The 21244-nt window shown below is 69.5% G+C and carries 20 protein-coding genes; 7 read left to right on the forward strand and 13 right to left on the reverse strand.

Annotation, left to right across the window (positions count from 1 at the left end; translation table 11 throughout):
- Positions 1-7: 7 nt before the first annotated feature.
- The 10 genes from RAMLITH_RS11160 to RAMLITH_RS11205 all read right to left on the reverse strand — a co-directional run bounded on the left by RAMLITH_RS11160 (position 8) and on the right by RAMLITH_RS11205 (position 10756).
- Positions 8-703 (reverse strand): TetR/AcrR family transcriptional regulator, encoded by a 696-nt coding sequence (locus RAMLITH_RS11160; RefSeq protein WP_168107475.1) that lies wholly within the window; start codon positions 701-703, stop codon positions 8-10.
- Between the two features lie 351 nt (positions 704-1054).
- Positions 1055-2281, reverse strand: coding sequence for an ATP-binding protein (locus tag RAMLITH_RS11165; RefSeq protein WP_168107476.1), 1227 nt, complete (start codon positions 2279-2281; stop codon positions 1055-1057).
- A gap of 204 nt (positions 2282-2485) precedes the next feature.
- Positions 2486-3106, reverse strand: coding sequence for a cyclic nucleotide-binding domain-containing protein (locus RAMLITH_RS11170; RefSeq protein WP_168107477.1), 621 nt, complete (start codon positions 3104-3106; stop codon positions 2486-2488).
- Between the two features lie 48 nt (positions 3107-3154).
- Positions 3155-3673 (reverse strand): chemotaxis protein CheW, encoded by a 519-nt coding sequence (locus RAMLITH_RS11175; RefSeq protein WP_168107478.1) that lies wholly within the window; start codon positions 3671-3673, stop codon positions 3155-3157.
- Entirely contained in the window at positions 3670-4143 is a 474-nt protein-coding gene (locus tag RAMLITH_RS11180; protein ID WP_168107479.1) for a hypothetical protein, read from the reverse strand. The genes RAMLITH_RS11175 and RAMLITH_RS11180 overlap by 4 nt, the downstream gene beginning before the upstream one ends.
- Before the next feature lie 11 nt (positions 4144-4154).
- Positions 4155-6962 (reverse strand): response regulator, encoded by a 2808-nt coding sequence (locus RAMLITH_RS11185; protein ID WP_168107480.1) that lies wholly within the window; start codon positions 6960-6962, stop codon positions 4155-4157.
- Positions 6963-6971: 9 nt separating this feature from the next.
- The gene (locus tag RAMLITH_RS11190) at positions 6972-8768 is read right to left on the reverse strand and encodes a HAMP domain-containing methyl-accepting chemotaxis protein (protein ID WP_168107481.1); all 1797 of its coding nucleotides are present in this window, start codon (positions 8766-8768) and stop codon (positions 6972-6974) included.
- A gap of 31 nt (positions 8769-8799) precedes the next feature.
- Positions 8800-9378: a chemotaxis protein CheW gene (locus RAMLITH_RS11195; RefSeq protein WP_168107482.1), complete on the reverse strand. Its 579-nt coding sequence runs from the start codon at positions 9376-9378 to the stop codon at positions 8800-8802.
- The gene (locus tag RAMLITH_RS11200; RefSeq protein ID WP_168107483.1) at positions 9371-9727 is read right to left on the reverse strand and encodes a response regulator; all 357 of its coding nucleotides are present in this window, start codon (positions 9725-9727) and stop codon (positions 9371-9373) included. Before RAMLITH_RS11200 ends, RAMLITH_RS11195 begins: the two co-directional genes overlap by 8 nt.
- 45 nt (positions 9728-9772) lie before the next feature.
- Complete coding sequence (locus RAMLITH_RS11205) at positions 9773-10756, reverse strand: response regulator (RefSeq protein WP_168107484.1); 984 nt, start codon at positions 10754-10756, stop codon at positions 9773-9775.
- 231 nt (positions 10757-10987) lie between these two features.
- On the opposite strand from RAMLITH_RS11205, the gene RAMLITH_RS11210 reads away from it, so the two are divergent.
- On the forward strand, positions 10988-12238 hold the full coding sequence (locus tag RAMLITH_RS11210) for an O-antigen ligase family protein (RefSeq protein WP_168107485.1): 1251 nt from the start codon (positions 10988-10990) through the stop codon (positions 12236-12238).
- Here the strand turns inward: RAMLITH_RS11210 and RAMLITH_RS11215 are convergent.
- From RAMLITH_RS11215 to RAMLITH_RS11225, 3 genes are all read right to left on the reverse strand, one after another.
- Positions 12228-13076, reverse strand: coding sequence for a fumarylacetoacetate hydrolase family protein (locus RAMLITH_RS11215; RefSeq protein ID WP_168107486.1), 849 nt, complete (start codon positions 13074-13076; stop codon positions 12228-12230). The two genes, RAMLITH_RS11210 and RAMLITH_RS11215, sit on opposite strands and share 11 nt — an antisense overlap.
- A gap of 84 nt (positions 13077-13160) precedes the next feature.
- The gene (locus tag RAMLITH_RS11220) at positions 13161-13907 is read right to left on the reverse strand and encodes an SDR family NAD(P)-dependent oxidoreductase (RefSeq protein ID WP_168107487.1); all 747 of its coding nucleotides are present in this window, start codon (positions 13905-13907) and stop codon (positions 13161-13163) included.
- A complete protein-coding gene (locus RAMLITH_RS11225) occupies positions 13904-14638 on the reverse strand; it encodes an SDR family oxidoreductase (RefSeq protein ID WP_168107488.1) in 735 nt (244 codons plus the stop codon). The genes RAMLITH_RS11220 and RAMLITH_RS11225 overlap by 4 nt, the downstream gene beginning before the upstream one ends.
- Before the next feature lie 123 nt (positions 14639-14761).
- Between RAMLITH_RS11225 and RAMLITH_RS11230 the strand changes: the two genes are divergently transcribed.
- The 6 genes from RAMLITH_RS11230 to RAMLITH_RS11255 all read left to right on the forward strand — a co-directional run bounded on the left by RAMLITH_RS11230 (position 14762) and on the right by RAMLITH_RS11255 (position 21243).
- Positions 14762-15502, forward strand: coding sequence for a GntR family transcriptional regulator (locus tag RAMLITH_RS11230; RefSeq protein WP_168107489.1), 741 nt, complete (start codon positions 14762-14764; stop codon positions 15500-15502).
- Between the two features lie 12 nt (positions 15503-15514).
- The gene (locus RAMLITH_RS11235) at positions 15515-16501 is read left to right on the forward strand and encodes a sialic acid TRAP transporter substrate-binding protein SiaP (RefSeq protein ID WP_168107490.1); all 987 of its coding nucleotides are present in this window, start codon (positions 15515-15517) and stop codon (positions 16499-16501) included.
- Positions 16502-16582: 81 nt separating this feature from the next.
- Entirely contained in the window at positions 16583-17188 is a 606-nt protein-coding gene (locus tag RAMLITH_RS11240) for a TRAP transporter small permease (RefSeq protein ID WP_168107491.1), read from the forward strand.
- 3 nt (positions 17189-17191) lie between these two features.
- The gene (locus RAMLITH_RS11245; protein ID WP_168107492.1) at positions 17192-18586 is read left to right on the forward strand and encodes a TRAP transporter large permease; all 1395 of its coding nucleotides are present in this window, start codon (positions 17192-17194) and stop codon (positions 18584-18586) included.
- A 61-nt stretch (positions 18587-18647) separates the two neighbouring features.
- Positions 18648-20162, forward strand: a complete 1515-nt coding sequence (locus RAMLITH_RS11250; protein ID WP_168107493.1) for a UxaA family hydrolase — start codon at positions 18648-18650, stop codon at positions 20160-20162.
- A 16-nt stretch (positions 20163-20178) separates the two neighbouring features.
- Positions 20179-21243, forward strand: a complete 1065-nt coding sequence (locus tag RAMLITH_RS11255) for a malate/lactate/ureidoglycolate dehydrogenase (RefSeq protein WP_168107494.1) — start codon at positions 20179-20181, stop codon at positions 21241-21243.
- Position 21244 lies beyond the last annotated feature (1 nt).

Raw genomic sequence — 21244 nt, forward strand, 5'->3', positions numbered from 1 at the left:
GGGCTCCTTAGGCCTTGGGTGATCTGGTGGATGGCGTGGATCTGTCCGCCGGCGCGCCGCGCGCGCCGTACAGCTTCAGCAGGTTCTCGAAGGCGGCCGTCGCCCGGTCGATGGAGCCGGGGTTGTGCAGCAGCCGCGCCTCGTAATGCAGGGCGAGGATCAGCCCGTGGATCTCGAAGGCCAGTTGCTGGTCGTCGATGTTGGAGCGCAGGTGCCCTTCTTCGCGCGCCTGGCCGATGGCCCGCTGCAGGGCGGCCAGCCAGGACTTGACCGAGTGCACCAGCGCGTCGCGCACCGGGCCGGCGCGGTCGTCGAATTCGACGGCCCCGCTGATGTAGAGGCAGCCGGAGTCGATCTCGACGGAGGTGCGGTTCATCCAGTGCCGAAACAGCGCCCGCAGGCGCGGCAGGCCGCGCGGCTCCTGCATCGAGGGGTAGAACACCTCCTCCTCGAAGCGCGTGTGGTACTCGTGGATCACGGAGATCTGCAGTTCCTCGCGCGAGCCGAAGTGGGCGAACACGCCCGACTTGCTCATGCCGGTCGCTTCCGCCAGCGCGCCGATCGACAGCCCTTCCAGGCCGATCTGCGTCGCCAGCGCCAGCGCGGCGTCGACGATGGCGGCCTTGGTCTGCTGCCCCTTGTGCAAGGCGCGGCCGCGCCGCGGCGGGCGCGGCGCAGGAACTGGCGTGTCGGGCGCGGACATGGCAGGACAAATAAAACGAACGGTCGTTCTATTTTGCCTGAATCCCGTCGCCGTCCAACAACTTTCACCAGACAGGGACTTTTCCGACTCGCCAGGACGCCGGTGTTCCACCGCCTGCCGTCGCTAATGGCGGTCAGGCTGCGCCGTGGTCGTCCGGACTTCGCTCCCCATCGTCCGGGGCGCGGCCCGGGATCGGGAACCGGCGTGGCAGTTGCAACGTCTGCTTCGAGGGGCTGTCCGGGGGCAAGAACTCCTCGGCCGTGCTGAGCGCAGCGGCACTTTCCCGGCGCACGGCAAGGATCAGGTCCTCGATCGAGGCGACCGGCCGCTGCGGACGGCGTGATTTCGGGCTCACGGCCAATCCCGAGCCACGGCCTGAAACCGTCGCGTGTCGGCTGCCGCTCCGGGCCGGCCCGGAGAACCCGCGCCGCCGCCCGCCCCGGCAGGGTGGGCGTCCGACAGGGCCCGCGGAAGGCTCACCACGAACCGGGCCCCGCGGCCGATGCCTGCACTGAAGGCGCGAACCTGGCCACCGTGCATCTGGGCCAGCTCGCGCGTCAAGGTCAGCCCCAGTCCGACGCCGCGCCTTTCGCATCTGGCAGCAGGAATCTGGACAGATGGATCGAAGATGCGCTCCAGCTGAGAGGGCGGGATGCCGATACCATGGTCCTGCACGGCAATGAGCACCTGGTGCTTCTCGCCGCAAACGGTCACCTCGATCGCGCAGCCCTTGGGCGAAAACCTGGACGCATTCCGGACCAGATTCACGACGATCTGGTGCAGGCGCAGCGGGTCCGCGTACACAAACCCAGCCGGCGCCGGCTGCAGCAGCACGACCCGCTGCTGCCTGCCGGCCGTGGCGCAACGCGCCTCCGTGACCGCGTCCTGCACAAGGAGAAACACGTCCACCATCTGCCGCTGCAGGGACAGCTTGCCGGTGTCCAGTCGCGAAACGTCCAGGAGATCGCCCACCAGGCGCGACATGCGTTCGGTCTGCCGCTCGACCATGTCCAGCGTGCCTTGCACCGCCATGGGGTCGAGCGTGCCGGTCCTCAGGATCTTGCCACCCATGGCAATGGTCGCCAGGGGCTTGCGCAGTTCGTGGCCGAGCAGCGCCATGAAATCCGACTTGCGCCGGTCCGCCTCCCGCAGTTCGTCCACGATCGTGATGGTTTCCAGCTTGTCGCGCCGCAGCCACTCCGCCAGCGACACGATGGTTACCGATGCCGCGAGGTAGCCCATCAACGCGAGCGCGTTATGCAAGTTGTCAAGATCCGCCGGGTGGCGCGGCTCGAAGACTTCGCCCCACGCCAGGCACACCAGCGCGATCAGCGCTCCGGCGCGCCAGCCGACCAGCCAGGTGCCGACCGCGACGGCGCCGTAAGCCGGCAGGTACTGATGCTTGTCCGTAAGGAACGGGTCGATGGCAAAGCGAAGGAGGAATGCCGCCGCCGTCACCATGGCAACGACCGCCAACGCGGCGCCCGCCTGCGACGCCTTCTTGCTGAAGACGAGGTCCGCTGCGAGTTCCCTGCACGCTGTTCGCATCGTCGCCTTTCGGCCGGTGCCAGAGCACAAGTCTCTGGATTTACTGGGGACAACGCTGGGGATACGGAGTGGATAAAAGGCCGCCTCCGCATCAGGACTGCAGATATAGCGCCGATCGCACGGCGAAGACCGTGAATTTGTTGGAAAAACGCAGACATTCGCGTGTCGAAACGCATAAGGTGTTTCCAGACGATTCAGTTCGTACTGAATGGGGATGCAAATGTCGGCCGGGCGTCAGTCGGGCCGCGTGCGCTCCGCGCTCTCCATCCCCCCGCTGGAAACGCCCAGGCGCTGCTCCAGCTTCATGAGCACGCTGAGCCGGGCGCGGGTCTGCTCGTCGAACCTCGACTCGGCCCGCCACTCCGCCCGCAGCGTGTGATTGATCTCGTTGAGCGCCTCGATCTTGTTGTTGGCCGAGCGCAGGCGCCGCGTTACGTGTGCCAGCACGGCGCGCAGCAGGGCGCAGCCGAGGTCCGGCTTGTCGCGCACGATCTGCGCCAGCGCCTGGTCGTCCAGCGTTGCGAGGCAGGTGTCCGACGTCGCCCGCACCAGCACCGACCGCGTGATGCTGTCCAGCGTGCCGAGCTCGCCGAACAGGCTTCCCGCGGCGAGTGTGCGCAGCACGACGGCCTCCTTGCCGCCGACCAGCTGCCCTTCGACGACCGCGTCGCCATCGAGCAGCAACACGAGGAACTGGTGGCTGGGTCCCCCGGCGCGAAACAGGACCGCGTCCGGCCGCGCCAGCGTGAGGCGCATCCACGGCACGACGCTGATGGCGTCGGCCAGGCTCAGGTCGGGCAGCGCCAGCTCGGAAGTCAGCAGCCGCGCGCCGTCTTCGTAGGTGAACCGGTGCATGGCGTCGCTACCGCTGCGCGCGGTCGGCCGCGCCGGCCGGGGCCGGCCTCATCGCCGCAACTCCGCGAACAGGCGGGCGGTATCCACCACCGGCACGGCCCGCCCCCCGTGCTCGAAGCAGGCGATCGCGATCCACGGCCAGAGGTCGCTGTCGGACGGCAGGTCGCAGGCCTGGCCGTCGCTCACTTCGATCATCTGCACCAGGGAACGTGCGCACACGGCACCGTACTCCAGCGGCGCGCCCGGGGCCGCCTGCCACGCCAGCACGAGCGCGTGCCCCAGCGGCGCCGGCTCGCTCGGCGGACAGGCTTGCAGCAGCGTGTTCAGGTCCAGCAGCGGCACGTGGCCGTCCTGCCAGGGGATGAGGCCGACGCAGTAATACGGCGCGCCGGGCACGGGCGTGACCGGCGGCTCCTCGAGCAGCGCCATGGTGGTGTGCGGCGCGAAGGCGACGAAGCCGCCGCGCCGGTACTCGAGGAGCCGGGCCGGCGCTGTGAACGGCGCCGAGCCGTCGGCCGCGTCCGGCGGCGCATCGTCCATGGTCGCCAGCAGATCGCTCTCGGTCATGTCAGGTCTCCGGCGCCGGCCGCGTACGCGAGCACGCGCGGCGCGGTGGCGCACAACAGCAGCTCTTCGCCGAGCTGCACGTAGCCGTCGATGGGACTGCCCGCGCCACGCATGGCGGGTGGCAGCGGCCGCGCCTCGACCGCCGCGTCGATCAGCACCCGCACTTCGTCCCAGGCGAACGACGCCTCGCCTCCGTGCAGCCGCGCCAGCACGAAGCGGCCGGCCGGAAAGCGCTCCAGCGGCCGCAGCTGCTCCGACAGCGCGACGACGGCGCGCCGCTCGCCTCGCACTTCGAGCTCGAAGATGCCGGCTTGCGCCACGCCAAGCGGCGCCTCCCCAATGTGTTCCGCGGCGGCCACGTCCGCGTGCGGCAGCAGCAGCCGCAAGGTGCCGGCGCGCAGCACGACGAAGTTCCCGCGGCCTGCGCTGCCCTGCGCTGGCGGCGGGACGGTGCCGGACACTGCTGTCATGGGCCCGGCCTTCACGCCGCCAGCGCCTGCCGGATCGTCAGCAGCAGCTCGGCGTCGTTGTAGGGCTTGGTGATGTAGGTGTCGACTCCGGCTTCGGTCGCCAGCCGGCGGTGCTTCTCCTGGGAGCGGGAGGTGATCATGATCACCGGCAGCCCCTGCAGGTCGGCGCGCGCGCGGATGTGGCTGGTGAGCTCGATGCCGTTCATGTTCGGCATCTCCAGGTCGGTGAGCACGACGTCGGGCCGGAACTGCCGCAACGCGTCGATCGCCTCGACGCCGTCGCGCGCCGCCTCGGCCCGGAAGCCCGCGTCCTGCACCAGTTGCACCAGCGTGTTGCGCACCGACAGCGCGTCGTCGACGATCAGCACGCCCGGCAGCGCCGGCACGCCCGCGGTCGCGCCGGGGGCCGCCGGCGCCACGGCCGCGCGTGGGGCGGCGGCGGCGGACAGCAGCTGCGCCAGGTCCAGGTTCACGGCGACGCTGCCGTCGCCGAGAATGGCCAGCCCCACCACGCCGCGCAGGTGGCGCGCGTAGCGGCCGGGACTCTTGACCAGCAACTCCCGCGAGTCGACCAGCCGGTCCACCGCGAGCGCGATCGTCTCCCGATCGACCCGCACGATCACGGCATCGCGCTCAGGCGGGGGCGCTTCCGCGTCCGCGCCCAGACCGCAGGCCTCGGCGAGGCAGCGGGCCGGCAGCACACGCTTGCCCCAGCGGTACACCAGCCGGCCGCCAAGCGGCTCGAAGCGGCCCGCGCCGCGCGGCACCGCCTGCTCGATGGCCAGCGTCGGCAGCGCGAAGCGCTGGCCGCCGGCCTCCACGATCAGCGACTGGATCGTCGAGAGCGACGCGGCGAAGCGCAATTCCAGCGTGCAGCCGCGACCGGGGCGCGACTCGATGCCGACGCTGCCGCCGACGCTGGCCGCCCACTCGCGCACGACGTCCAGCCCGATGCCGCGGCCGGACACTTCGCTCACCGCGTCGGCGGTCGAAAAGCCGGGCAGCAGGATCAGGCGCGAGATTTCCTCGTCGGCCAGCGGCTGGTCGGCGGCCACCAGCCCGCGCTCGACCGCGCGCTGCCGGATCGCGGGCAGGTCCAGACCGCGGCCATCGTCGCTGCAGCGCAGGACCACCTGCTGGCCCTGCCGCGCGAAGGACAGCTCGATGCGGCCGACCGGGTCCTTGCCGGCGGCGGCGCGCTCTTCGGGGAACTCGAGGCCGTGGTCCACCGCATTGCGCAGCAGGTGCAGCAGGGGCTCGGTCAGGCGGACCAGCACGTCCGAATCGATGCGAGTCGCGCCGCCCGCCACGGCCAGCAGCGCCTGCTTGCCGGTCGCCTGGCACGTCGAGCGCACGTTGCGCTGCAACCGCGACTCGATCACGGCGGCCTCGGTCATGCGGGTGCCGATCACGAGGTGCTGCAGGTCCTTGGCCAGCCGGGCGTGGCGCAGTTGCACGCCCCCGAGTTGCGCGAGGCCTTCCTCGAGCCGCTGCGCCAGCATGCGGGCATCGCTGGCTTCTTCCATCAGGGCGTGCGCGCTGCTGTGCAGCTCGCTGTACTGGTTCATCTCCAGCGGATCGAACCCGTCATGGGCGGCGCGCCGCCCTGGCCCGGTCAGCCGTGGCGCGTCGACCAGCGTCTCCAGCTCGAACAGGCGCTTCTGCACGCGCAGGTTCTGCGCCAGCAGTTCCCGGGCCTGCTCGTGCAATTGCTTCAGGTGCGCCTCCATCGCGGCGCTGTGCACCGACACCTCGCCCGACAGGCGGAACAGCTCGTCGACGTGCTCCACGCTCACCCGCAGGGCGGCGCCCGGCGCGGCCGTGGGCGCGCCCAGCCGCGCGACGCCCGGCGCGGCCGGCGCCCCGCCTTCGGCCGGGGCGGCCACCCGTTCGAGCGCCACCTCCAGCGACTCGCCGCGATCGATGCGGTTGGCCAGGTCGAGCACCCGCTGCAGCACCGCCTGCGCCTGCTGGGGCTCGTCGTCCGCGCCGGTGGCGTACCCCACCATCTGCTCGAGGCAGTAGGCGGCGTCCAGCAGCGCGTCGGCCGCCGGCCTCGCCACCTGGCCGCCGGCGTGCTCGAAATGCTCCAGGATGTCCTCGAAGTGGTGCCCCAGCGAAGCCAGGCCCCGCAGCCCGATGATCGCGCCCGAGCCCTTCAGCGTGTGCGCGACCCGCTTGGCGGCGACGAGGTCGGAGCTGTCGCCCTCCCCCGAGACCATGTTGCGCGCGAGCTGGACCAGGTAGCGCGCCTGTTCCGGCGCTTCGTGGAAGAAGCCTTCCAGCAGTTTCTGGTCGACGTCCGCCGGCATCTCGAGCGCGACGTCCTCGCGCGTCGCGAGCACCGGCCGCGCCGGCTGGTCGGCGAGCATGCCCGGCAGCACCTGCCGCGGCATCGCGCCCAGCATGTGCATCATCTTGAGCGACTGGTCTTCCTCCAGCGGGTGCGGCGCCTTGACCAGGTGGTCGACCAGCCCGGTGGCGGCGGACGGGTCGCTCACGTTGCGCAGGTAGTAGGCCATCAGCGGCGGCCAGCCGCGCAGGAACTCGACGAGCGGCGCGCGCTCCGGCGGCTCCAGCATGGCCGCCATGAGCGTGTTTTCCAGCACGTGGTTGCACACCGCCTGCAGGCCGGGGAAACCGGCCATTTCGGCGGCTTCGCCCATGCGCTGCGCCTGCCCGGCGTACTGCTCCAGCGCGTCGAGGAACGCCGGCGCCTCCGCGTCAAGCGCCGCCAGCTCGTCCAGGCAGCGCTCGAGCCGCGGCTGCGCGGCCTCGACCTCGCCGGCCAGCGCTTCGATCAGCTCGTCGAGTTTCACGCCGGCCGCCTAGGCCGCCGGCAACGGCAGCTTGAACACGTTCACCGACTCGACCAGCCGCTGCGCGGACTGGAGCAGCGTCTCCGTGTCCTGGTTCTGGGCGTCGATCTGCTGCGCCGTGCGCTCGGTGCTCTCGCCGATGCGCTGCACCGAACCCAGCAGGTTGGCCGACACGCTCTTCTGCAGGTCGGACGCCTCGCCGATCTTCCTCACCTGCGCCACCAGCTGGCCGGTGATCTCCTGGGTGCGGCGCATCTGCTCGCCCGCCTTCTGGGCCTGCTCGGAACCCTGCACCACCTGGCCGATGGTGCGGTTCACGGTGCTGATGGTCTCGTTGGTCTCCAGCTGGATGTTGTTCACCAGCGTGGCGATCTGCTGCGTGGCGTTGCGCGAGCTTTCCGCCAGGCGCTGCACTTCCTCGGCCACGACCGCGAAGCCGCGACCCGCCTCGCCGGCCACCGCCGCCTGCATCGAGGCATTGAGCGCCAGCACGTGGGTCCGTTCGGAGATGGTGTTGATCAGGTTGACGATGCCCGAAATTTCCTGCGACCGCTCGCCCAGGCGCTTGATGCGCTTCTCCGTTTCCGCGATCGTCTCGCGGATCGATTCCATCCCGCGGACGGTCCCCGTCACGGTGTCCAGGGCGGTGTCGGTCGCCACCGTCGCCTGCTCGGCCGAGAGGTTCGACTGCTCGGCCAGCGCCGAGATCTGGTTCATCGTCTGGGTGGCGTCGGCCAGCGACTCGATCATCTGCGCGACGCCGCTGCGCTCGTCCTGCGCGGTCCGCGAGACCAGCGCCGCCTGCTCCTGCACCTTGCCGGAAGCCTGCGCCACCTGCCCGGCGATCCGGGTCACGCCGTGGAGCACCCTGGACGTTTCTTCGGTCAAGGCGTTGATCGAGTCCGCCACCGTGCCGAGCACGTCCTGCGTCACCGGGGCGCGGACGGTGAGGTCGCGCTGCGACAGCAGGTTGACCGACTCCAGGATCGCGATCACCGAGTTGTTCAGGCGCAGGTTCTCCTCCTCCGCGGCGCGTTGCGCGGCGATCCGCTCGTCGAGCAGGCGGTCGAAGTTCTTGGCCACCTGGCCCAGTTCGTCGTCGGTGGTGAGCCCGGCCCGCGCCTCGTGGTCGCCCGCCTTGATCCGCTCGATGGTCTCCTGCAGCCGCGCCAGCGGCCGGTTGACATCGCGGTAGAGGAAATACGCCGCGGCGCCGGTGGTCAGCAGCATGATCACCGCGGCGATCGCCAGCAGGACGTCGCCGGTCTTCTGCTGCTGCTCGCGCCGCTGCGCATCGCTGCGCGTGGTCGTGTCGAGCAGTTCGCCCAGCGCCTTCACCGTGGCGGCGGCCGCCGGATTGGTGTGGTTGGCCCGGTACACCGAGGCTTCCTCGGCCTTGCCCTGGTCGACCAGCGCGAACCACGCGGGGCGCTTCTCCTTGTACACCGCGTAGGCCTCCGTCATCCGCTTGTGCCCTTCCACCTCGTCCGCGGTGAGGCCGTCCATTGCCGCGAACGCGCGGAAGTTCTCTTCGACGATCGCCAGCTGCTTGGGGCCGGCTTCGTTGATCCGCTGCCGGTTCGCCGCATCTGGATACAGCACGTACTGGGCCAGCTGGAACCGCAGTTCCCACATCGCGTTGTCGGCGCGCGCCAGCAGCGCCGTCTTGCCCTGCGTCTGCTGCTGCAAGGTGTTCAGCTCGCGCATTTCCCAGGCGGCTACGCCGGCAAAGAGGCCGGCGAGCGCCAGCAGTCCGCCGAACGCAATCACCAGCTTGGTACGGATCTTCAGGTCCAGCAGTTTCATTCACGCACTCCAGTCAACTTGTCCACACGCGTCAGGCCGGCACCGCGAGCTCGGCGGCCAGTTGCGCCAGCAACGCTTCCACCTGCAGGTCGATCCAGTCGGCGCCGTCGCTCCACCACGCGCCGTCGGCACATGGCGCCAGCCGCGGCGGCAGCGCCGCGTCGGCGAGCCGGTCCTGGGGGTCCAGGCGCAGCCGCACCGGCAGTCCGTCGATGACGATGCCGGCCCGTGCTTCGCCGTGCCCCAGCACCAGCAACATGGGCTTGCCCTCGTCATGCGCCACGGCGAAGAGCACGGCGAGATCGAACACGGGCACCAGCGCGCCGTGCAGGTTGGCCATGCCGAGGAACCACGCGGGCGCACCCGGCAGGCGATAGACCGCCGGCAGGTCCGTGAGCTCGCTGCCGTCCTGGTAACGGACCATCAGCCGCAGCCCACCGATCCGGAAGCCCTGCCGCAACAGCGCCGCGGCCGCCGGCGGGCCGGCGGCGGCCAGGACCGGCGCGGCCGGTTCCTCGAAGACGAAGCCGCGCAGCAGCGCCTGCGTCGGCGTCAGCAGCGTCCCCGCGGTCGGCGATGCCCAGCTGTCCATCGCGGACGGTTCAGGCATTCAGCTGGGCCAGGATCTGGTCCGCGCTGTAGGGCTTGGTCACGTAGCCCTTGGCGCCCAGCATCTGGCCCCAGGCCATGTCGGCCTTCTGGTTCTTGCCGGTGACGAAGACGATCGGGATGTGCTTCGTCGCCTCGTCCGCCTTGAGCTTGCGGGTGGCGGCGAAGCCGTCCATGTCGGGCATGTTCACGTCCATCAGGATCACGTCGGGCTTGTCGCGCCTGGCCCGCTCGATCGCCTGCAGGCCGGACTCGGCAAGCAGCGCGACATGGCCGGCGCCCGACACGATGCGCTCGAGGTTGCTGCGGTCGGCCAGCGCGTCGTCGACGATGAGGACTCTGCGGGACATTCGGATGCTCCTTGTGGATGGCGGGTGGATCGGCACGGGCCCGGGTCAGCGGGCCGCGTTGGGATCGATGCGTCGCACCGGCACCGCGGGCGCGGTGCGCGCCGTGCCCGCGCCGACTTGTTGCGCGAGCACTTCGCCCAGGTGCTGGGGGTCGACCGGCTTGGTCAGGTACGCGTCGCAGCCGGCCATCTTTCCGCGGATGCGGTCGAAGGGTGAACCCTTGCTGGTGAGCATCACGACCGGCAGCGCGTCGGCGCCGCGCAGCCGCGCCTTGATCCGGTGACAGCCTTCGTAGCCGTCCACCTGCGGCATCAGCACGTCCATCAGGACGCAGTCGAAGCGGCCCTCCTCGATGCGCGCCATCGCGGCGGCCACGCTGTCGGCTTCGGCGATCTGGTAGCCGCGCGCCTCGAGCAGCGAGCGCAGGTGCACCCGCACGGCCAGGCTGTCGTCCACGACCAGGATCCGGGCCGTGCGCGAAGGGGCGGCGGTGGGCCGCGCGGCCTGCGGCGCCGCGGGCGTCGCGGTGGCTGCCGTACCGGGGCCGCGCTCCAGCGCGCGCGCCAGCACCATGGGCAGGATCGGCCACTGCACCGGACGGCGCAGCAGGGTGTGGCCCGGCCCGGCTTGCGCCCCGTCGATCCAGATCACCGCGCGCTGCGCCAGCCAGGGCCGCTGCTGGGCCCAGGCCACGGCGGCCGGGTCGCGGGCGTCGACCACGATCACGTCGGCGTCGCGCGCCGCCTGCGCATCGAGGATGGCCAGGCGCGGACTGCGGCGCTGGGAGACCTTGACCAGGCCCTCCAGGAGCTGGCGCTCGATCGGCTTGAGGCCTTTCACGGCCAGCCGCAGCACCGGCGCCGGCTCGCCCGCAGGCTGCGGCGAGGCCGGCTGCGGCGCGGGCCGCGCCGGGGCCGGCTCGAACATCGCGCCGCCCAGCAGCATGTCGGCTGGCGGCATCTGGGGAGAAACAGGAGGCAGGCTGGACGCGGCGAAGGCAACCGCTGGTTTGGTTTCGGTCGTGCTCATGGATACCGTGCAGTCCCTGCTGCTGCGCCGACGGCGAACCGGCTGCCGCCCGCGTCCGAAGGACGCGGTGCATCGTCAGCGGTCACTCCTCATCAGCAGATTCAGAGTAGCAGCGCTCGCGCTGTCCGTGGTTGCGGTACCTCAAGGTCGGGTCAGCTGAACAGCAGCGGCGGCCGGACGGCGGCGGCCGACCGGTCAGTAGAATGCGCCAGCTTTTCAGCCGCCGCGCCCTTGCCTGCCAGCCACCCCCTGATCGCCCGCTCCTTCGCCACGCTGTGGCTGGCCGGGCTCCTGTTCCTCGCATTCCGGGGCGCCACCGTCGCCCCGCCGTCGAATGCCGTGCTGTTCGCACTGGCGGCAGCGGGCAACGCCTGGTTCCTCGTGTTCGAGCCCGCACAGGTCCGGCGCCTCCTGCACGAGCATCGGGCCATGCTGCTGGCGGTGCTGCTGCTGGCCGCGGCGATCCTGTCCTCGGAAGCCGCCGGCAGGTTGCGGGGCGAGGCGCCGCCGCATCCGCTGCCGCCGCAGGCCGCACTGCTGCTGTGCCTGCCGCCCCTGGCGCTGTTCCTGCGCGACGAGCGCCTCCTGCGCGCGGTCGTGCTGGTCTTCGCCGCCGTGTGCCTCTGGCACCTGGTGGCGATGCCGCTGGAAGCGGTGCTGGGCCTGAAGGTGAGCTGGCACCGCATCGAACTGCTGCCGCGCGATGCCGGGCCCTTCCATTACCAGGCGTCCGGACTGGCCTGGCAGGCCTATTACTTCCCGGGGCTGTTCCTGCCGCTGTTCTATCTCGCGTGGGGGCCGGTGTTCGAAAAACGCGTCCTCCCGGACTGGCCGCTGTCGCGGCGCGCGATGCTGGCGCTGCCGCTCGTCTGGCTGGTGCCGGCGCTGTCGGTGCAGTCGCGCAGCGCGTTCGCCGGCGCACTGGCGGCCGCGCTGCTGGCGATCGTCGGGGCCAGCCGCGCGCGGCGGATGCGGACCTGGGTCGGCCTCGCCGTGATGGCGCTGCTGGGCGCCGCCGTGTTCTGGCTGCTGTTCGCCGAGAACAAGAGCGGGGCCGAACTGCGCATCGCCTATTTCAGGCACTACATGCGCGCGGCGCTGGACTGGCAGTGGCTGGCGACGGGCCGCAGCTATTACCTGGATCCCGACCTGCGGATGATGGTGCCCGGCCTGCAGATGCTGCAGCACAGCCACAACGACATCGCGCAGATCTTCTACAGCTGGGGGTTACCGGGGCTCGCCGCGTACGTTGCCTTCTGGGTGGCGCTGGTGCGGCTCGTCTGGACCCGCTTCGTGGGCCACGGCGAATACTGGCCGGCCTGCGCGCTGGTGGCGCTGGTCCCGAACATGGTCACCGACCTCGGTTTCCAGCACTACGAGAAGGCGGCGTTCCTGGTGCTGCTCACCGCCTTCTGCCTGGCCTGTGCCGCCCGGCCGCGGCCGGGCGCGGCACGGGATGCTGCGCCGGCAGTCAGGCCTTGAACGGCACCACGACCTGGCGCTGCTCGCCCAGGCCTTCGATGCCCAGCGTCATCACGTCGCCCTTCTTCAGGTAGACCGGCGGCTTCATGCCCAGGCCCACGCCGGGCGGCGTGCCGGTCGTGATGATGTCGCCGGGCATCAGCGTCATGAACTGGCTGACGTAGCTCACCAGCTTGGCGACGTTGAAGATCATGGTGCGGGTGTTGCCGGTCTGCATCCGCTGGCCGTTGACGTCCAGCCACATGGACAGGCGCTGCACGTTCTCGATTTCGTCGGTCGTGACGAGCCACGGGCCGACCGGCCCGAAGGTGTCGCAGCCCTTGCCCTTGTCCCACTGCGGGCCGCGCTCCAGCTGGAACTCGCGCTCGCTCACGTCGTTGACCACGGCAAAGCCGGCGACGTACGTGAGCGCGTCCTTCTGCGACACGTAGCGCGCGCGCGTGCCGATGACGACGCCCAGTTCCACTTCCCAGTCGGTCTTCACCGAGCCCTTGGGCAGCATCACCGGATCGTTGGGCCCCTGCAGGCAGGTGGTGGCCTTCATGAACACCACCGGCTCCTTCGGGATGGGCACGCCGGATTCGGCGGCATGGTCAGCGTAATTGAGCCCGATGGCGATGAACTTGCCGACGCCGTTGACCGGACAGCCGTAGCGCGGCGTGCCGCGCACCAGCGGCAGCTTGGCCGGGTTGACCTTGCGCAGCTTGTTCAGGGCCGCCGCGCCGAGCTGCGCGGGACCGATGTCCGGCACCACGCCGCTCAGGTCGCGGATGCGGCCGTCCTCGTCGACCAGGCCGGGCTTTTCCTTGCCGGGGTTGCCGTAGCGGACCAGTTTCATCGTTTCTTCCTTTCTTTCCTGGAGTGTTGAGGACAGAGCAGGATTGCCGACGCAATTCTTGATCTGTCCCGCAATGGATCTGGATCAGTAGGTGGAGCGCCCGCCGGAGAGGTCGAACACCGCCCCGGTGGAGAACGAGCATTCCTCGGTGCACAGCCACGCCACCAGCGCGGCCACTTCCTCGGGCGTGCCGAAGCGGCCCATCGGGATCTTGGAGAGCATGAACTGGATGTGCTGCTCGCTCATCTGGTCGAAGATCGCCGTCTTCACGGCCGCCGGCGTCACGCAGTTGACGCGCACGCCGGTGTCGGCCAGCTCCTTGCCGAGCGACTTGGTGAGCGCGATGACGGCGGCCTTGCTGGCGCTGTAGGCGCTGGCGTTCGGGTTGCCGTCCTTGCCCGCGACCGAGGCGATGTTGACGATGCGCCCGTAGCCGGCTTCGCGCATCGCCGGGACGACTTCGCGGCAGCAATGGAACAGGCCGTTCAGGTTCACGTCGATCACCTGGCGCCACGCATCGACCGGATAGTCCCAGACCCTGGTGTTCGGCCCCGTGATGCCGGCGCTGTTGACGAGGGCGTCGATGCGTGCGGACTTCCGCAGCGTGGCTTGCACCGCCGCCTGCACCGACGCATGCTGCGCCACGTCCACTTCGACCGCGCCGGCGCGCTCGCCGAGCTGCGCCACCGCGCGCTGCATGGCCGCCGCGTCGCGGTCCCACAAGGTGACGCTGCCGCCGGAGGCGATCAGCCGCTGCGCGATGGCGAAGCCGAGCCCGGTGGCGCCGCCGGTGACGACCGCGTGCCGGCCGTCGAAATCGAGCCGGTTCATATGGTGATGCCGCCGTCGACGTTGTAGGCCTGGCCGGTGACGAACTGCGAATCGTCGCTGGCGAGGAACACCACCAGCGGCGCGATCTCGTGGGCCTGCGCCAGGCGCCCCATGGGCTGGCGCGCGACGAACGCCTTGCGGGCGGCCTGGGGATCGTCGAAGGCGTTGATGCGGTCCTGCAGCGACGGCGTGTCCACGGTGCCGGGACAGATCGCGTTGCAGCGGATGCCTTCGGCCACGAAGTCGGCGGCCACGCTTTTCGTGAGGCCGATCACCGCGGCCTTGGTCGTGCCATAGATGAACCGGTTGGGCAGTCCCTTGATGCTGCTGCACACGCTGGCCATGTTGACGATGCTGCCGCGCCCGGCGTCCAGCATGCGCGGCAGCACGGCCTGGATGGTCCAGAACTGCGACCGCACGTTCAGGTTCAGCGCGAAGTTCCACTCCTCGTCGCTCGCCTGCAGCACGGTGCCGCTGTGCACGAAGCCGGCGCAGTTGAACAGCACGTCGACCGACGGCATGGCGGCCACGACCTTGCCGATCGCGGCGCGATCGAGCACGTCCAGCGGCAGGGCCCGCACGTTGGCCACGCCTTCGTAGGACGAGAGCAGCTGCGCATTCACGTCGGTCGCCCAGACCTGCGCGCCTTCGGCTGCCATCGCGAGCGCGGTCGCGCGCCCGATTCCCTGGCCGGCCGCGGTGACCAGCGCTGTCTTGCCTTGCAGTCTCATTTGCTTCTTCCTTCGGTGAGGTGCGGCCATGTTCAGGGTTTTGCCCGATGCCCGGCCCGGCGATTGCCCGCATATTAATTGGTCTTACCGCTTGGCCACTTGCGGTGAACCCTAAGAACCATCGTGCCGCTGCAAACCGTCGAACCGCAACGCCTGTACCGGCAGATCGCCGAGCAGCTGCGTTCGCTCATCGCCGGCGGCGAATTCACTGCCGGCAGCCGCCTGCCGGCGGAGCGCGACCTCGCCAAGCAACTGGGCGTGAGCCGGCCTTCGGTGCGCGAGGCGCTGATCGCGCTCGAGGTCGAGGGCTGGGTCGAGGTGCGCACCGGTTCGGGCGTGTACGTGCAGGCGCGCAACGCGGCGGCGCTCAATGGCCATGCGCCGCAGGTTCCGGCCACCGAATGGGGCCCGCTGGAGCTGCTGCGCGCCCGGCGCCTGATCGAGGGCGAGATCGCCGCGCTGGCCGCGACCCACGCCAAGCGCAGGCACCTGCAGGCCATCGCCGAGGCGATCGACTTCATGCAGGCCGACGTCGAACGCGGCGTGGCGCCGCTGGAAGGCGACCGCGCGTTCCACGCCGCCGTCGCCCAGGCCAGCGAGAACGCCGTGCTGTTCGACACCGTGCAGACGTTCTGGGACGCGCGGCATGGCCCGCTGTTCGAGCGCCTGGGCGGCCACTTCGAGACCGAGAGCGTCTGGCGCCTCGCCATCAACGAGCACAATGCCGTGCTGTCGGCGATCCGCGTGCGCGACGCCGACGGCGCGCGCAGCGCGATGCAGCAGCACATGGACAAGACCAACGCCCGGTTCAGCGCGAGCTGGCGGCGCGCCCCCAGTTCCCGACCCCAGCACTTCAACCCGTAGGAGACCCTCAGCATGCAGAAACGCTTCGCCATCAAACTCATCGCCGCGTGCGCCGTCGCCGCCGGCGCCATGGGCACCGTGGGCCTCGCCCAGGCCCAGACCAAGCTCAAGTGGGCGCACGTCTACGAGACGTCCGAGCCGTTCCACAAGTACTCCGTGTGGGCCGGCGAGGAGATCAAGAAGCGCACCAACGGCAAGTACGAGATCCAGGTGTTCCCGGCCTCGTCGCTGGGCAAGGAATCGGACATCAACCAGGGCCTGACCCTGGGCACGGTGGACATCATCCTGACCGGCGCCAGCTTCGCCGGCAACAGCTACAAGCCGCTGGCGATCACCTACTTCCCGTTCATCTTCCGCGACGCCGAGCACCAGCTGAAGTACGCCAAGAGCGACGTGTTCAGGGAACTGGCCAAGGGCTACGACGACAAGACCGGCAACCACATCACCGCGCTCAACTACTACGGCGCCCGCCACGTCACGTCCAACAAGCCGATCACGAAGCCCGAGGACATGAAGGGCCTGAAGATCCGCGTGCCCGACGCGCCGGCCTACGTCGCCTTCCCGAAGTCGCTGGGCGCCAACCCGACGCCGATCGCCTTCGCCGAGGTCTACCTGGCGCTGCAGAACGGCACCGTGGAAGCGCAGGAAAACCCGCTGCCGACGATCGAGGCCAAGAAGTTCTATGAAGTCCAGAAGAACATCTCGCTGACCGGCCACATCGTCGACTCGCTGCTCACCGTGGTCTCGGGCCAGCTGTGGGGCAAGCTCTCGGCCGACGAGAAGAAGATCTTCACCGACGTGATGCAGGAAGCCGCCGAGAAGACCGGCCGCGAGATCATCGCCTCCGAAGCCCGCCTGGTGGAAGAGTTCAAGAAGAAGGGCAAGAACGTGATCGTGGTCGACAAGAACGCGTTCCGCGCCGAGGTGCTGAAGAACACCAAGCCGGCCGACCATGGCTACCGCCAGGCCGACTACGACCGCATCGTCAACATCAAGTAACACCGCGCCGCACCGCCCCTGCCGCCGTGGCGACAGGGGCGGTCCCATTTGGAGCGGTCACGAGCAGCAACAGGAGCAGACATGCATTCGATCGACGACATGCCGCACGTCATGGGAGACGACGGGCAGTTCCATGCCCAGGACGAGGCGGTGGATCTCTCGGGTACCCCGCGCGAGGCGTGGCTGGCCCTCGCCTTCTTCTGGCTGCTCGGGCTCACCGTGTTCTACCAGTTCTTCACCCGCTACGTCCTGAACGACTCGGCCGCCTGGACCGAGGAGATCGCGCGCTACCTGCTGATCGCCACGGTGTTCATCGGCGCCTCGATCGGCGTCGCGAAGAACAACCACATCCAGGTCGACTTCTTCTACCGCTACATGCCGCCGGGCATGGGCCGCGCGATGGCCACGGTCGTGGACGTCTTGCGCATCGCTTTCTTCGGCGCCGCCGTCGTGCTGACCATCCAGATGATGACCAAGCTCGGCCAGAGCGCGCGCATGACGCTGGTCGACCTGCCGATGAACGTCGTCTACGGCGTCTGCCTGGCCGGCTTCGTGTTCATGTTGCTGCGCTCGCTCTGGGTCGCGCGCGTGCACCTACGCCGCGGCTACACGGTGCTCGAGCGCGTGGAGTCGACCATGGAAGACGACCTCTCCGTCCCGCCCCGGCAAGCCCTGCAGAAGACCTGACCCATGCTCAAGATCGTTTTTCTCGGCCTGATGGGCCTCGGCCTGCCGGTCGCCATCGCGATGGCCGGCGCCTCGCTGATCTACCTGTTCTGGACGCAGAGTTCGCCCCCGTTCGTGGTGATCCACCGCATGGTGAGCGGGATCGACAGCTTTCCGTTGCTGGCCGTGCCGTTCTTCATCCTGGCCGGCAACCTGATGAACAACGCGGGCATCACCAACCGCATCTATAACTACGCGCTGGCGCTGGTGGGCTGGCTCAAGGGCGGCCTGGGCCACGTGAACGTCGTCGGCTCGGTGGTGTTCGCCGGCATGAGCGGCACCGCCATCGCCGACGCCGCCGGCCTCGGCACCATCGAGATCAAGGCCATGAAGGACCATGGCTACAGCTCGGAGTTCGCCGTCGGTGTCACGGCGGCCTCGGCGACGCTCGGCCCGATCATTCCGCCGAGCCTGCCGTTCGTGATCTACGGGATGATGGCCAACGTCAGCGTCGGCGCCCTGTTCCTGGCCGGCATCCTGCCCGGCGTGCTGCTCGGCGCGCTGATGATGATCACCGTCGCGTACTTCGCGCACAAGAACGGCTGGGGCTCGGACATCAAGTTCGAATGGCCGCGCGTGATCAAGGCGCTGGCCGAGACGGCGGTGGTGGCCGGCTGGCCGGTGGCGCTGTGGCTGCTGATCGTGAAGGCGGGCCTGCCGGCCCAGCCGACGGTCTTCGCCGGCCTCATCGTCCTGTTCGCCGCCGACAAGCTCTTCAGGTTCCAGGCGGTGCTGCCGATCATGACGCCCGTGCTGCTGATCGGGGGCATGACCACCGGCATCTTCACGCCCACCGAAGGCGCCATTGCCGCCTGCCTGTGGGCCATGGTGCTGGGCTTCGCCTGGTACGGCACGCTCACCTGGAAGATGTTCGTCAAGGTCTGCCTGGACACGGTGGAGACCACGGCCACGGTGCTTTTCATCGTGGCGGCTGCCAGCATCTTCGGCTGGATGCTGACGGCCACCGGCGTGACGGCCGCCATCGCCGAGTGGGTGCTGGCCTTCACCAAGGAACCGTGGATGTTCCTGCTGCTGGCCAACGTGCTGATGCTGTTCGTCGGCTGCTTCCTGGAGCCGACCGCGGCGATCACGATCCTGGTGCCCATCCTGATCCCGATCTGCCAGAAACTCGGCATCGACCTGGTGCACTTCGGCCTCGTGATGGTGCTGAACCTCATGATCGGCCTGCTGCATCCGCCGATGGGCATGGTGCTGTTCGTGCTGGCGCGGGTGGCCAAGCTGTCCGTCGAACGGACCACCATGGCCATCCTGCCGTGGCTGATCCCGCTGCTGCTCTCGCTGGCCGTGATCACCTACTTCCCGGCGCTGGTGCTGTGGCTGCCGAAGATGTTTTTCTAATCAGTTGAGGACCGAGCAGGAATTGCTCCGCAATTTCTCGATCTGTCCCGCAAGGTAATCCATGAATCCCTTCATCCGCCTCCATCCCGCAGACGACGTCCTGATCGCCCGCGCCCAGCTCGTGGGCGGTGCGTCCGTCGAGAACATCACCGTCAAGGGACTCGTGCCGGCCGGGCACAAGGTGGCGACGCGCGCGATCGCCGCCGGCGAACCGGTGCGCCGCTACAACCAGATCATCGGCTTTGCCAGCAAGCCGATCGCCGCCGGAGAGCATGTGCACACGCACAACCTGGCCATGGGCGACTTCGAGCGCGACTACGCCTTCGGCGCCGACGTGAAGTCGCAGCCCGTCCGGCGCGAAGCGAGCTTCATGGGCATCAAGCGCGCCGACGGACGCGTCGCCACACGCAACTACATCGGCATCCTGTCGAGCGTGAACTGCTCGGCGACGGCCGCCCGCGCGATCGCCGACCACTTCTCGCGCCAGACCAATCCCGCGGCGCTGGCGTCCTTTCCCAACGTCGACGGCGTGGTGGCCCTGACCCACGGCACCGGCTGCGGGATGGCCAGCGAGGGGCTGGGGATCCAGATCCTGGAGCGCACGCTCGCCGGCTATGCGACTCACGCGAACTTCTGGGGCGTGCTGGTGGTGGGGCTCGGCTGCGAGGCCAACCAGATCAACGCCTGGCTGGCCCACTCGAGCCTGCGCGAAGGCGAGACGCTCAAGGTCTTCAACATCCAGGACACCGGCGGCACGCGCAAGACCGTGCAGAAGGGCATCGCCCTCATCGAGCAGATGCTGCCGGTTGCCAACGCCGTGAAGCGCGAACCATGCAGCGCCTCGCACATCACGATCGGCCTGCAATGCGGCGGCTCCGACGGCTACTCGGGCATCAGTGCCAACCCGGCGCTCGGCGCCGCGGTGGACCTGCTGGTGGCGCACGGCGGCACGGCGATCCTCTCCGAAACACCCGAGATCTACGGCGCCGAGCACCTTCTCACCCGGCGCGCGGTGCGGCGCGAGGTCGGCGAGAAGCTGATCGAGCGCATCCGCTGGTGGGAGCACTACACGAAGGCGAACGACGGCGAGATGAACAACAATCCCTCGCCCGGCAACAAGGCCGGCGGCCTCACCACGATCCTGGAGAAGTCGCTGGGCGCCGTCGCGAAGGGCGGCACCAGCAACCTGCAGGCGGTGTACGAATACGCGCAGCCGGTCGAGGAACACGGCTTCGTCTACATGGACACGCCCGGCTACGACCCGGTGAGCGCCACCGGCCAGGTCGCCGGCGGCGCCAACATCATCTGCTTCACGACCGGCCGCGGCTCGGCCTACGGCTGCGCGCCGTCGCCGTCGCTCAAGCTCGCCACCAACTCGGCGCTGTGGCAGCGCCAGGAGGAGGACATGGACATCAATTGCGGCGAGATCATCGACGGCAAGGCCTCGATCCAGGAGATGGGCGAGCGCATCTTCCGCCAGGTGCTCGCGACCGCCTCGGGCGAGCCGACCAAGAGCGAGCAGCACGGCTACGGCCAGAACGAATTCGTGCCCTGGCAAGTGGGCGCGGTGATGTAGAACAAGGAGTCCGGAGATGGCAAGAAACTTCCAGGCCGGCGCGCTGCGCCAGGACATGGCCCGCGTCCTGCAGGCCGCGGGCAGCAGCGGCGCCGAGGCGCGGCAGGTGGCGGACAACCTGGTGATGGCCAACCTGAGCGGCCACGACTCGCACGGCATCGGGATGATCCCGCGCTACGTCGAGTCGATCCAGGAAGGCGGCCTGCAGCCCAATGCCGCCATCAAGGTGAATTTCGACGGCGGCGCGATGCTGGCCATCGACGGCCAGCACGGCTATGGCCAGGTGGTGGGCGTGCAGGCCATGGAACTGGCGATGGAGCGCGCCGCGCAGCACGGCAGCTGCATCATGGCGCTGGGTGAGGCGCACCACCTGGGCCGCATCGGCCACTTCGCCGAGATGGCGGTGGCGCGCGGGCTGGTGTCCATCCACTTCGTCAACGTCCTGTCGCGGCCCGTCGTGGCCGCCTGGGGCGGCTCCGACGGCCGCTTCGGTACCAATCCCTGCTGCATCGGCATTCCGCTCAAGGGCCGCGACCCGTTCGTGCTGGACTTCGCCACCAGCCGGGTCGCGCAAGGCAAGATGCGCGTCGCCCACAACGAGGGCCGCGAGGTGCCGGAGGGTTACCTCATCGACGAACATGGCCGACCGACGACCAGGCCCGGCGTGGTGGTCGTGCCCCAGTCGAATGGCCTGCTCGGGGCGCTGCTGCCCTTCGGCGAGCACAAGGGCTACGGCATGGCGATCGCGTGCGAACTGCTGGGCGGCGCCCTCTCGGGCGGCGGCACCTGGCACCGCAAGCCGGACATGCGGCGCGAGGTGCTCAATGGCATGGTGACGATCCTGATCGATCCGCAACGCCTTGGCACCGGCGAGAGCTTCGAGCAGGAGGCGGCCGCGTTCATGGAGTGGCTCAAGGAGAGCCCGCCGGCGCAGGGGTTCGACGCCGTGCGGATCGCGGGCGATCCGGAGCGCGAGGCGCGCATCAAGCGCGAGCGCGACGGCATCCTGGTGGACGACCAGACCTGGGCGGAGATCGTGGCGGCGGGCAAGAAGGTGGGATTGAGCGACCTGCCTGCGTGAG

Source organism: Ramlibacter lithotrophicus, assembly GCF_012184415.1.
Taxonomy (GTDB): domain Bacteria; phylum Pseudomonadota; class Gammaproteobacteria; order Burkholderiales; family Burkholderiaceae_C; genus Ramlibacter; species Ramlibacter lithotrophicus.